Raw genomic sequence first — 12,986 nt, forward strand, 5'->3', positions numbered from 1 at the left:
TGTAGGCGCGCGACCATCCGACCGCACGCGCGCGGCCATCGCACGACCTTCGGCAGACCTTCGAGGTGGGGACCAGAGTGAACGCAACGCCGCTGAGCCCGGACGATCCGGCCGAGCTGGGCGGGTTCGCGCTGCTGGGACGGATCGGCCACGGCGGTATGGGCCAGGTCTACCTCGGCGAGTCCGCCGCCGGTGAGGCCGTCGCGGTGAAGGTCATCAAACCCACGGTCGTCGATTCGGAGACCCGGCAGCGGTTCGCCCAGGAGATCGAGGTCCTCAAGACGGTCTGGGGACCGCGCGTCGCCGCGTTCGTGAAGGCCGACACGGAGTCCGAGCAGCCGTGGCTCGCGACCGAGTACGTGGAGGGCCCCGACCTGCGCCGGCTCCTCGACACCCGGGGTGTCCTGTCGCCCCTGGCAGCCGCTTCGCTCGGAGCGACCCTTGCCGAGGCTCTGGCCGGAGTCCACAGCCAGGGGCTGCTGCACAGGGACCTCAAGCCGGCGAACATCCTGCTCGGCCCCAACGGCCCCAAGATCATCGACTTCGGCCTCGCCGTCTTCGCCGAGTCCAGCGCCTCCCTCACCGCACCGAACATGGTGATGGGCACTCCCGCCTGCATGTCTCCGGAGCAGGCGAACGGGGAGAAGCCGCTGACGGCCCCGGTGGACGTGTACGCGCTCGGGGCGGTGCTGCTCTTCATGAGCACGGGCCACTATCCGTACCAGGCCGACCACGTGCAGGTGCTGTTCAGCCACATCGTCAACCCCGAGAAGGCCCCCGACCTGTCGGGAGCCCCCGAGGAACTGGTCGGCCTCCTCTCGTCCATGCTCCGGTACGCGCAACACGACCGTCCGACGATGGACGAGGTCGTCACCCAGTGCGTTGCGGTCATCAAGGCGCACGGGGCGACCGTGGCCCAGGCCCGACGGCAACTGGCCGCCCTGGCCAAGGTCGCGTACGCACCGCCGGAACCCTCCCCCGTACCGGCTCCGGCTCCGCCGCCCACCGACGCCGAGGCTTTCTCCGAAGTGCCGACTCTCCTGGCCGCCCCGAACCCGGCGGCCATGGCACCGACCGTCCCACTGCCGCAGCCGTCCGTCGCCCCTGCCCACCCGCCGGGCTACACCCCGACGGTAGCGGTGACCACCCCGGAGGCCGAGGCCGCGCCCCGGCCCACGCCGGCGCCGCATCCTCGCCCCCGCCGTTCCGTCGCCGCGCTCCGGATCGCGGCACAGTTGCGGGAGACGTACGCGTCGACGGCGCCGTTCTGAGCGGGACGGCAGGCCGAGACGCTCCAGTGTGCGCCGGGCCGAGGTGGCACTCGCCCCTTGTCCGGAGGCGTGGCCCGCACGAAGATCTACACAGTTCAGCAGCTATCAGGAGGTACCGCGGGTGACCGCCCAGCAGTCCAGTCGGCCGTCCGGTGGGCAGCCCGTCCCGGGCACCGGTACGAGTCTCCCGCCCGGCGCCCAGATCGTCGTACGCGACGAGGAATGGCTGGTCAAGAACGTCACCCGGACCGATCACGACGGCGACCGCATCGAAGCCGTCGGGGTCTCCGATTTCGTCCGCGATCAGGAGGCCGTCTTCTTCACGGGCCTGGAGCGCACCCGCGACGGCGCGCCCGGCATCGAGTTGATGGACCCCGCCAAGACCACCCTGATCGGCGACGACTCACCGAACTTCCGCCGCAGCCGGCTCTTCCTCGAAGCGATCCTGCGCAAGACCCCACTGCCCCAGTCCGAGCGCGGTCTGGCCCTCGCCGACAGCTTCCTCCTCGACCCGCTGCCCTATCAGCAGCGGCCCGCGCAGCTCGCGCTCTCGGGGCGGAACCTGCGCCCCCGCATGCTGATCGCGGACGTCGTCGGCCTCGGCAAGACCCTGGAGATCGGACTCACCCTCGCGGAGCTGATCCGCCGCGGCCGCGGCGAGCGGATCCTCGTCGTGACCCCGCAGCACGTTCTGGAGCAGTTCCAGCACGAGCTGTGGACACGGTTCGCCATCCCGCTGATCCGCCTCGACTCCGCGGGCATCGAGCGGATCCAGCGGGAGATCCCGGCCGGCCGCAACCCCTTCACGTTCTTCAAGCGCGTGATCGTCTCGATCGACACCCTCAAGAACACCGATCAGTACAAGCACCATCTGGAGCACATCCGGTGGGACGCCGTCGTCATCGACGAGTCGCACAACCTGATCAACCGGGGTTCGCTGCGCAACCAGCTCGCGCAGCTCCTCGCCCCGCAGACGGACGCCCTCATCCTCGCCAGCGCCACCCCGCACAACGGCAACGCCCGCTCGTTCGCCGAGCTGATCGCGCTGCTCGACCCGGCGGCGATCCGTGACCCGGAGCGTTACTCGGCCGAGGACATCAAGCACCTGTTCATCCGCCGCACCAAGGTCAGCGCCGAGGTACGGGAGAAGATGTCCGGCCAGTGGGCCGACCGAGGGCCTTCCGAGTCGGTGCACTGCCCGGCGACCCCGGCCGAGGAGAAGATCTTCGACGAGCTGGCCCAGGTATGGCTGCCCGCCGAGGGCCGCTCGGTGAGCGACGTCCCGCTCTTCCCGTACACCCTGCTCAAGTCCTTCCTCTCCTCGCACGCTGCCCTGAGCTCCACGGTCGACACCCGGATGAAGACGCTGGAGAAGAAGAACGACCCGGACGCGACGGACGCCGAACTGGCCGCTCTCCAGCGTCTGCGCGGGCTGACGGCCGATCTGACCGCTCAGGATTCCGGCAAGTTCACCGCTCTCGTCGAGCAGTTGAAGGCGATCGGCGTCGGACCGCGCAGCGAGACACGCGTCGTGGTCTTCTCCGAGCGCGTCCAGACCCTGGAGTGGCTGCGGTCCGCCGTGCCGGCCGCGCTCGGGTTCAAGGGCAAGTCCCTGGAGGAAGCGGCCCGCGTGATGCACGGCGGCCTGTCCGACGAGCAGCAGATGCAGTGCATCGAGGACTTCGGCCTCGCCGACGCACCCGTACGCATCCTCTTCACCGGTGATGTGGCGTCCGAGGGTGTCAACCTCCACCGGCAGTGCCATCAGCTCATCCACTACGACGTTCCGTGGTCGCTGATCCGCATCGAGCAGCGTAACGGCCGTATCGACCGTTACGGGCAGGTCCACAAGCCGCAGTTCCGCGCCCTGATCCTGACCAGCGAGGTGGACGGCGCGAAGGACGACCGCACGGTCGCCGAGCGCCTCCTCGAGCGGGAGGACGAAGCACACCGCTCGCTCGGCACGGCGGAGGCGGTCTCCGGCCTGTACCGCGCGGAGGCCGAGGAGAAGTCGCTGATCCAGGACCTGCTCAAGGGCCGGACGGTCGACGAGTCGCTCCAGCACACCGCGGACGAGGCGGGCGGCGCGGACGATTTCCTGGCCGACTTCTTCGCCCAGGTCGACGACGTGTCCGCCGAGCCCGCCGTCGCGGCTCCCGCGTCGGACGGTTCCTCGGCTGCCCCGCCGAAGGCCCACGTGCCCCGTCTCTTCACGACCACCCGCGAGTTCGTCGACGAGGCGGTACGGGAGGTCTTCCCCGACGCCCAGCAGTCCCTCGGGATGGACCGCGACCCCGAGAACGGCCTGATCTCCTTCAAGCCCCCGGCCGACCTGGTGCACCGGCTGAAGGCGCTGCCGCCCGACTACCGCCGCGAGCAGCGCCTGAGCGAGCGGCTGCTTGTCACCCTCAACCGCAAGCTGGCCGACCGGGCCCTCGTACGGGCCCGTGAGTCGGGCACCTCCAGCTGGCCGGAGATCTCCCTGCTCACCGACCTCCACCCGGTGGTGGAGTGGCTGACCGACAAGGTCCTGGTGAAACTGGGCCGCCAGGAGGCCCCGGTCATCACGGCCGACGTCGACGCCCCCGTGTACCTCGTGCAGGGCATCTACTCCAACGCCCTCGGCCGCCCCACGGTCGTGAAATGGATGGCTGTCACCGGCGAGCACGTCACGGACGACATGGTGGGGACACTGCGCGAGGCAGGCATCGGCCCGACGATGGCCAACCCGTTGCAGCCCCACGACGCCGACGGCCTGCGGGCCGGTATCCCGGCCGCCCTGGAGTCAGCCGAGGCCTTCCTCTCGCGCCACAGCTCGGAGTGGGACAAGGCGCTCCTCGCCCCGATCGAGGAGTACCGGCAGCGCCTTGGCCAGTGGGAACAGCCCACCCTCGCCGGCGAGGAGACCAAGGACGACCTCTCCCGCCTCGCCGACTCCCTGCTGACGACGGGCCGGCCCATGCTGCGCGTCCTGGCCGTCCTCGACTCCGCCCACGGCTCCGCCGCGCACGCCTAGGAGAATCCCCATGACGTACGACTCCCTGGTCAACCGCGGTGACTACTTCTCCGCGCACTACCTGGCCGAGGTCTTCCCGAAGGACCTCAAGTCCGGGCTCCTCGCGGCCTGGAAGACCCGCGAGGAGGAGGCCAAGTCCTCGGACTCGGACGACTCCGAGCAGGAACCGGCCCCGGACGCCCTCCCGGTAACCCCTCGTCTGGGTCTGCGCGCCCTGCGCCGCCCGTACTTCCGTAACCGCGCCTTCTTCGCGGAGGCGGCGGTCACGCACGACGACGCGACGACGTACGACGCACCCGAGTGGCGCGAGCGCGCGACCACTCTCAACGCGTCCGTCCTCCGCGCCCTCGGTTATGACGCCAAGCCCCAAACCCTGACGGTGTCGCGGGCGGACCACACGTACGAGATCCCCGTCGCACACGCCGAACCGGGTCTGGTGGCCGTCGACTGCGGCTGGGCCGCCGAGCCGGACGCGGCCCTGGACGCGGACGGCTCCGGCCGCCTCCTCACCCCCGTACAGCTGGACGCGTCCGCCTCTCTCCGTACGGGCTCGAAGCTCGCCTCGTTCCTCTTCGCGAGCGAGGACGCGCCACGGTACGTGCTGCTGCTCGCCGGCGGCGTGATCGTCCTCGCGGACCGGGCGGCGTGGGGCGAGGGCCGCTACCTCGCGGCCTCCCTGGACACGGCCCTGGACCGCAACAACACCAAGGACGGCCAGGAACTCGACACCCTGGCCGCCTTGTTCGGCGCGGACTCGCTGCGCACTCCGGAGGAGGGCGGCGAGAACCCGCTCGCCGGGCTCGTCGACAAGTCCACGAAGCATGCCGTGGGCGTCTCGTCCGAACTCCGTGACGGCCTGCGCGAGTCGGTGGAACTCATCGCGAATGAGGTCCTGGCACGGATCGCCGGCCATGACGGCGTCCGCCTGGAGGACGTGAAGGAACTCCCGGAACTCTCCCGGCAGCTCACCCGCGAGTCGCTCCGCTACCTGTACCGCATTCTGTTCCTCCTGTACGCGGAGGCCCGCCCGGAGCTGGGCATCCTGCCGTCCGACTACCCGGAGTACCACCAGGGGTACGGCCTCGGCCGTCTCGGCGAACTCGTCGCGGAGCGGGACCTGGTGGGCGAGAAGGCCCGCGAGGGTGTCTACCTGTACGAGTCCCTGGACCTCCTCTTCAGCAAGGTCCAGGAGGGCTACCGGCCGCGCCGCACGCACGGGGTGGGCGCCAAGGACTCCGAAGACGTCGGCCTCCGCTTCGAACCCCTCCACTCGAAGCTCTTCGAACCGGAGTCGATCCGCCTGATCGGCGCGGAGTCGGTCAAGGACCCCCGCCACGACGACGACTCGGACGAGGGCCCGCGCTACCTGGACACCCGACTCCGCAACGCCACCCTGTACAAGGTCCTGCGGAAGCTGATGCTCACCCGGGGCAGGAAGGGCGAGCGCGGCGGCTTCATCTCGTACGCGCAGCTCGGCATCAACCAGCTGGGCGCGGTGTACGAGGGACTGATGTCGTACGCGGGCTTCATCGCGGGCGCGGAACTGTACGAGGTCGCGAAGAACGGCGACCCGAAGGACGGCTCCTGGCTGATCCCGTCCTCGAAGGCCGACGAGTACGCGGACTCGGTCTTCGTCCGCCGGCGGGACGAGGAGACGGGCGCGGATATCCGGCTCCGGTACCGACCTGGCTCGTTCGTCTACCGCCTCTCCGGCCGCGACCGCCAGACCTCGGCCTCGTACTACACGCCGGAATCCCTGACGAAGGTCACGGTCCAGCTGGCGTTGCAGCACCGCCTGGACCAGGACGACACGGTCACCGAGGCCCGGGAGCTCCTGGACTGGAAGATCTGCGAGCCGGCCCTCGGCTCGGGCGCGTTCCTCAACGAGGCCATCAACCAGGTCGCGTCGGAATACCTGCGCCGCCGCCAGGACGAGACCGGCCGGGCCATCGACACCGAGCAGTACCCGGTGGAGCTCCAGAAGGCCAAGGCGTACATCGCGCTGCACAACTCGTACGGCGTGGACCTCAACTCGACGGCGGTCGAGCTGGCCGAGGTCTCGTTGTGGTTGAACACGATGCACCCGGGCATGGAGGCGCCGTGGTTCGGCCTCCATCTGCGGCGGGGCAACTCGCTGATCGGGGGCCGCAGGGAGATCTACTCTGCGGACCGCCTGAAGAAGGGCGGCTGGCTGGGCGCCACGCCAGAACGCTTCCCTCTCACGGAGGCTTCGGCGGGCCTGCCGACCGGCTCGGTCCACCACTTCCTGCTCCCGGCGAAGGAGTGGGGCGCGGTCGCCGCCGAGAAGGAGGCGAAGGCCCTGGCCCCGGAGGAGGCGAAGGCCCTGGGCGCCTGGCGCAAGGCGATCACTAAGTCGCCGAGCGCGAAGCAGACGGCCCGGCTTCAGGGGCTCGCGCGTCGGGCGGAGTACCTGTGGCAGCTGGTGGTGCGTCGTTTGGAGATCTCCGAGCGGGACATCAGCCGCAAGATCGACGTCTGGGGTGCGGAGCCGCAGTGGCTGCGGCAGCCGGTGGAAGCGGTCCAGCGAGAAGAGGTCCTGGCGGACCTTGAGGCGGTGGACACCCCGTACTGGCGGCTGAAGACGCTGATGGACGCGTGGTGCGCGCTGTGGTTCTGGCCGGTCCAGGAGGCGTCGCTGCTGAATGGCACGAATCCCCGTTACCGGCAGGCGGCGGAGCTGGCGGAGCAGTCGGCGGCGTATGAGGTGGCGGTCTCGGGGGCGGAGGACGAGGAAGAGGACGAGGACGAGAGCGCCGGTGTCCTGATGTCCTGGGAGGAGGAGGCCCTCCCTGGTTTTGGTACGGAGGCCAAGCAGCTCTCCTTGACCCAGGAGGCCGTGGCCAAGCGCCGGATGGGCCGCCGCAAGGAGTCCATCACTGAGCGGCGCCGCGAGGTGATCCCGCTGGCGAACCTGGACGACTGGTTGGACTTCGCGGAGTCGCTGCTGGGGACGCAGGATGTGCCGGCGGAGTCGCTGATCGCGGAGTTCGAGTCGCTTACGGAGCTGACACCGTACGAGGATGCGTTGCCGGACTTGATGGGGATGGATCGGTCTTATTGGCTGGAGTCTCGGTTCCCGTGGGCGGCGCAGGCGAAGGACATTGCCACCCAGCAATGGTTCTTCCATTGGGAGTTGGAGTACGCGCAGGTCTTTGAGCAGGGCGGGTATGACTTGCAGGTGGGGAACCCGCCGTGGGTACGCCCAACTTGGCAGGAAGACTCCGTTCTCGCCGAACTTGAGCCGTGGTTCATGCTCGTAGAGAAGCCCAGCCTCACTGATTGGCGTTCCCGAAAGCTCGAGATCCTCCACGGAACGGGATCCACATATTTCCTAAACGAGCTTTCCGCCAATGTCGGACTCGCCTCAATCCTGGGGTCTCCCACTACATACCCCCTACTTTCTGGGACTCAGTCAGATCTCTACCGAGCGTTCATGTGCCGCTCCTGGATCAGCCTCAGCCAAACGGGAATCTCTGGACTCATTCACCCTGATACGCATTTCGGTGGAAGTCGAGATGGCAACCTTCGGGCTTCCGCTTACAAGCATCTAAAATTCCACGCACATTTCTCCAACAGGCGAGCCCTATTCCCCGAAGTGGAACGCGCACGGAAGTACGGCCTGCACATCTATGGGCCAGAGTCGGACATCTCATTCCCTCACTTGAGTTGGATGTTCGAACCACGAACAATCCTAGAGACCCTGACACACGACGGGTCTGGCGCGCTCCCCGGAATCAAACACCTTGGCGAATGGGATATTCGACCCCATAAAGGTCGCATCGTTCAGGTCAACCCCACAACCCTTGCCGAATGGAACCACCTGACCGGCTCAGAGGGTCCGCTTAGCCAAACACCCCTGCTAAATCTGGTCACATCCGGAGAACAGGGCGCAATCGCGGCCCTAGCGAGCCCAATGAAGCGGCTTGACGTGAATTCGACCTTCATCTCCTCCGGCTACCACGAGAAGTCGGCCAAGGATTCAGGAATCATCGAATGGCGTCAGAGCCAGGCGACAGATGCACGTGAAGTCGTAATTCAAGGGGTTCACGTTGGCGTAGCAAACCCCCTCTGCAAATATCCCAAGATTCCGTGCCGAAGCGTGCAGGATTGGAAGCTCAGAGACCCTCGCACACTTGCGGATTCAGAACTCCCGCGCACGAATTATGCGCGAGCCTGCGAATTTTCCAGATTCCGATCCAGTCAGGACCAATGGGACGGCAAGGAATATTCGGACTACTATCGAATCGCCTGGCGCAAGATGATTTCTTTCGATGGCGATCGAAGTCTCTTTTCAGCGATCATCGCCCCCGGTGTAGCACATGTTGACGGGCTGTACAGTATGGCTCTTCGCGATAACGCAGAAACTGCCCTCTGCGCAGGATTCTGGGCATCGATTCCCCTCGACTACATGGTTCGAATTCTAGGCAAAGGAAACCTCCACCCTTCAGAGGTCTCCGGATTCCCGACCCCGGAGACTGGCCACCCACTTTCATCGGCACTCATCGTCCGCACACTTCGCCTCAACTGCCTCACGAACTCGTACGCGGCCATCTGGGGGGAGCTCTTTCACCCGACCTGGCCAGGGTATGAAGACTGGGCCCTTGCCTGGCCAAGCACCTCGCCACTTGCAAGCGACCAAACGGCCAACTGGCAGCATGCCACAGCATTTCGAACTGAACACGAGCGCCGCGCGGCACTAGTGGAAATAGACGCGCTTGTATCTGTCTGGTTGGGGATCACTGCGGATCAACTCGTCGCCATCTACAGGTCGCGCTATCCCGTGGTCTCCGACTACGAGTCAGAGATGTACTTCGACGCAACTGGCCGCAAGATCGCGAGGAACCATAACGCCTACGGTTTTGGCCAGACCAAGGAGACCTACCCGGCCCTCCTCGATCACCTGGATAGCCCGGCCGCCACCCCACTGCCCGAGGGCTACACCGCCCCCTTCTACAAGGCCGACCGCGAGACCGAGATGCGGGCCGCGCACGCGCACTTCTCCGCTCGGCTCGACGCGGAGATCGCTGCCGACCGGTGGACACCACCTGTGAAGGCCGACGCGTAGAGCTCGTAACACGATCTTGTTGAAGTGTCCTGGTTGGGCGTTACCGGTGTGACGATTCGGCCGTTCGTGATGGTGTGGGTACTCGACCGTGGATCGTGGACGATGAGTTGTGGGCGTTGATCGAGCCGTTGCTGCCGCCGTGGCCGGAGCGGTCGCCGGGGCCTCGGCCGGTGTCGGACCGGCTCTGTCTGCAGGGCATCCTGTTCGTCCTCTACAACGACATAGCCTGGCAACCGCTGGAGCTGGGGTTCGGCTCAGGGCAGACGTGCTGGCGTCGCCTGGACCGATGGCAGAAGGCAGGGGTCTTCGACCGGCTGCACCGGATCCTGCTCGCCGAACTGAACGCGGCCGGCGAGCTTGACTGGTCCCGGGCGTGCGTGGATGGCTCCCACATCCGCGCGAAAAAGGGATCCGACACCGGCCCGTCGCCGGTCGACCGGCGGAAGGCGGGCAGCAAACACCGCCTGATCTGCGACGGACGCGGCACCCCGCTCAAGGTCATCACGACCGCGGCCAACGTCAACGACGTCACCCAGACCCTCGCCCTGGTCGACGGCATCCCGCCCGTCGCGGGCCGCCCAGGCCGGCCCCGCCGCAGACCTGAAGCTCTGCTTGGCGACAAGGGATACGACTCCAACGCCCACCGCGACGCGCTGCGTCATCGGCGAATCCTGCCCATCATCTCCCGCAAGGGATCACCGAACATCAAGGGCTTGGGCAAGCTCCGCTACGTTGTCGAGCAGACCTTCGCTCTGCTCCACCACTTCAAGCGCCTGGCCGTCCGCTGGGAACGCCGCACCGAACTCCACGACGCCTTCGTCTCCCTCGCCTGCAGCCTCATCTGCTGGCGGCGGCTTCGGAAACCCAAGAACGGCTGACTGGTGTCAGGGCAGGCCAGGGGCCCCGACCGGCTGCTTCAGAACGTTGGTACCCTCCGCATCTACAGCGAGGCGGGGGAGATAATCGTGGGAACAGAGCCGTCGCGACCTCCGAGCCGCTGGTTTAGAGGAACTGGCTTTGGGGTCCTCTTCGGTGGGCTGACCACGGTGGTGACCACTGCTGCCATTGGGAGGGCCTGGGCTGCTTGTGACATCGGTAGCAGCGCAGCAGCCAACAGCATGACTTTGCTGCTTCTTGCGCCTCTCATATGGATCGCCGCTGCAGTTCCGTGGGTGATCCTGCACGGCACCCTCGGGAAACGTCATCGCAGGACAGCCCTGACTGCAGGGCTCGTCTTCACCCTGTGGTTCGCCTGGTTCCTCGTCACATGGCTCGGCATGCCGGACTCCTACCCCGCCCCGCTGTGCCCGGCCAACGTCCCACCCTGGTGGCCGAGCTTCGTCCCGGCATGACTCCGGCGAAGCCTACGAACGGCCTTGGCACAGGAAACAGCAACCTACTCAGCTGCCCCCGACCAGGCCGCTGCATGCCAGCAAGATCGTGTTACGAGTTCGTAGAACACGAACGGGCCGTGCCAACCGAGGTTGGCACGGCCCGCTTGGTCGTACAGGTCAGTGCGACGTGAAGGCGACGAACGCCGCCCACTGCTCCTCGTCGAAGCTCAGCACAGCCCCGACCCTGTTCTTCGAGTCGCGTACGTGGGTCGAACCAACGACGTTCGCCACCTCCACGCACTCGCCTCCCTCGCCGCTGCTGTAGCTGCTCTTGAACCAGGCCGATTCCGGCACGGCCCGCACAGACTCTTCGACGTTCATGTCTCTCCCAGCAACTTCTCGACGACGGCCAGCGATTCGCGCGGAGTGAGGGCCTGCGCCCTGAGGAGCCCGTACTGCTCCTCGATCTCCCGCACCGAGTTCCGATCCGTATGAAGGCGGCTGTCCTTGAGCACCTCCACGTAGGCGATCCTCCGCCCTTCCCTCGTCTCGATCAAGGTGAACGGGCCCGCCAACCCAGCGTGGTCCTCACGCTCTGTCGGCATCACCTGGATCTCAACGTTGCGGCGATGTCCCACCAGCAGCAGGTGCTCCAACTGCCCCCGCATCACGTCCCTACCACCCAACGGGCGACGCAGCACGGACTCCTCGATTACGAAGCTGATGGTGGGCATCGGCGTGCGGGAGAGAATCTCGTGCCTGGCCAGCCGGGCCGCGACCCGTTCCTCAACGGTCGCCTCATCCAACAAGGGCCGCCGCATCGCGAACACCGCCCGCGCGTACTCCTCCGTCTGCAACAGCCCCGGCACCGCCTGCACCGCGTACACATGCAGTTCCACGGCCTCCTTCTCCAGCTTCGCCGCGCCCCGGAAGAACGCCGGGTACTGGGCTCGCGCCACCTCCTCCTTCATCTCCTTCAAGATGCCGCGCGCACCCAGCAACTCATCCGCCTGATCGATGAACCTCCCCGGCGGGATCCGCTTGCCCTGTTCGAACGCCGCGATGGTCGCCGCCGAATACCCCGTCCTCGCCCCGAACTCCGCCCGACCCAGCTCCGCCCACTCCCGAAACCGCTTCAGCTGCCGCCCGAACACCTGAAGGATGCCCGTCGCCCCCTGCTCGGCCTCGTACCCGGCTTCCACTTCCCGATCGTCCATGATCCGCGCCTCCCACGCCCAACGCCCCGGCCGTCCCGCCGGTCACGCCCCGCACTGCCGACATCCTCCGCACCAACGCATACAGCCCGCACCCGTCCGCGCGTCACTCCTGGTCAACGGCACTCACGCAACGCCACCGTTGGCGGCATGAAATCCACAACTCACACCACCCAGCCCGCACACGAACTCCGCTCCCCCGGCCTGGAGTTCGACATGCGCTTCACATCCACCCCACGAGGTGCACGGCTCGCCCGGCGCCTCGTCTCGCACCGGCTCCACGAGTGGGGCCACCCGTACAACACGACCACCAACGACACCGTCACCCTCATCGCCGCCGAGCTCGCCGCAAACGCCGTACGCCACGGCCACGTCCCCGGCCGGGACTTCCACCTCCGTCTGACCATCGACGCAGACGCCGACGCCACGACCATCCGTATCGAGGTCACCGACACCCGCACCGAGCGGATTCCCGCCCTCGCCACCCCCGCGCCGGACGCCGAAGCCGGCCGTGGCCTGCTCCTCGTGGCGACCCTCGCGACCCTTTGGGGCACCACATCCCGCGTCGCCGCCCCCGGCAAGACCGTCTGGGCGGAGATCAGCACTCCCTCAGACCGGTGATCCCCTACGCTGCCGTCGTGGTCTATGCAATCTCCCTCTCGGCAGCAGAACTCGACTACACCGACTGACAGTTGCAGCTGGACCAGTTCATGGGAAAGACCATGGGTTCGTCCATGCGGTCGCGTGACTGTCTCCCCAGGTCACGCTCGATTTCGCGCGTACACGCCCGAGACAGGCAGCGCCGCCCCGCTGAACAGTCGCGGGTCGGCATGGTCGAGCACCCCCACGGGCAGACGAATCGCCGCCCCCGCGACGCCCTGACCGGGGTGTAATGGAGTCATTGTGGGCAGTCCCGCCCCCTGGGGGGAACTGGCGACTGTGACGCCCTCGCCGTGCCGCGTGGGCGCCGCGAATCTCAGCCTCACACTCTCCGACGAGGTCGCCGTAGCCCCCGACAAACTCGGTCAGTGCCTCGTCACCGTGCAGCGCGCGCTCGGACCGCGC

The 12,986-nt window shown here is 67.2% G+C and carries 8 protein-coding genes; 6 read left to right on the plus strand and 2 right to left on the minus strand.

Annotated features, from left to right (window positions below; genetic code table 11):
• The first annotated feature begins 77 nt into the window (after positions 1-77).
• The 5 genes from OG322_RS07370 to OG322_RS07390 all read left to right on the plus strand — a co-directional run bounded on the left by OG322_RS07370 (position 78) and on the right by OG322_RS07390 (position 10,725).
• A complete protein-coding gene (locus OG322_RS07370) occupies positions 78-1,271 on the plus strand; it encodes a serine/threonine-protein kinase (RefSeq protein ID WP_329306217.1) in 1,194 nt (397 codons plus the stop codon).
• Positions 1,272-1,392: 121 nt separating this feature from the next.
• On the plus strand, positions 1,393-4,287 hold the full coding sequence (locus OG322_RS07375; protein ID WP_443066531.1) for a DEAD/DEAH box helicase: 2,895 nt from the start codon (positions 1,393-1,395) through the stop codon (positions 4,285-4,287).
• Between the two features lie 10 nt (positions 4,288-4,297).
• Positions 4,298-9,373, plus strand: a complete 5,076-nt coding sequence (locus OG322_RS07380; protein WP_329306218.1) for a class I SAM-dependent DNA methyltransferase — start codon at positions 4,298-4,300, stop codon at positions 9,371-9,373.
• 92 nt (positions 9,374-9,465) lie between these two features.
• On the plus strand, positions 9,466-10,251 hold the full coding sequence (locus tag OG322_RS07385; RefSeq protein ID WP_443066588.1) for an IS5 family transposase: 786 nt from the start codon (positions 9,466-9,468) through the stop codon (positions 10,249-10,251).
• Between the two features lie 294 nt (positions 10,252-10,545).
• Positions 10,546-10,725: a hypothetical protein gene (locus tag OG322_RS07390; protein ID WP_185095423.1), complete on the plus strand. Its 180-nt coding sequence runs from the start codon at positions 10,546-10,548 to the stop codon at positions 10,723-10,725.
• Between the two features lie 159 nt (positions 10,726-10,884).
• Here the strand turns inward: OG322_RS07390 and OG322_RS07395 are convergent, their stop codons facing one another.
• Positions 10,885-11,088, minus strand: a complete 204-nt coding sequence (locus tag OG322_RS07395; protein ID WP_329306220.1) for a DUF397 domain-containing protein — start codon at positions 11,086-11,088, stop codon at positions 10,885-10,887.
• Complete coding sequence (locus OG322_RS07400) at positions 11,085-11,924, minus strand: helix-turn-helix domain-containing protein (protein WP_329306221.1); 840 nt, start codon at positions 11,922-11,924, stop codon at positions 11,085-11,087. Before OG322_RS07400 ends, OG322_RS07395 begins: the two co-directional genes overlap by 4 nt.
• A gap of 213 nt (positions 11,925-12,137) precedes the next feature.
• Between OG322_RS07400 and OG322_RS07405 the strand changes: the two genes are divergently transcribed.
• Complete coding sequence (locus OG322_RS07405; protein WP_443066589.1) at positions 12,138-12,542, plus strand: ATP-binding protein; 405 nt, start codon at positions 12,138-12,140, stop codon at positions 12,540-12,542.
• Positions 12,543-12,986: the final 444 nt, after the last annotated feature.

The sequence above is a fragment of the Streptomyces sp. NBC_01260 genome (genome assembly GCF_036226405.1).
GTDB lineage: Bacteria > Actinomycetota > Actinomycetes > Streptomycetales > Streptomycetaceae > Streptomyces > Streptomyces laculatispora.

Bases quoted from the DNA above. Each gene is read 5' to 3' on its own strand.
- OG322_RS07380 (WP_329306218.1), top strand. From the start codon at position 4,298: ATGACGTACGACTCCCTGGTCAACCGCGGTGACTACTTCTCCGCGCAC.
- OG322_RS07395 (WP_329306220.1), bottom strand. From the start codon at position 11,088: ATGAACGTCGAAGAGTCTGTGCGGGCCGTGCCGGAATCGGCCTGGTTC.
- OG322_RS07400 (WP_329306221.1), bottom strand. From the start codon at position 11,924: ATGGACGATCGGGAAGTGGAAGCCGGGTACGAGGCCGAGCAGGGGGCG.
- OG322_RS07405 (WP_443066589.1), top strand. From the start codon at position 12,138: ATGCGCTTCACATCCACCCCACGAGGTGCACGGCTCGCCCGGCGCCTC.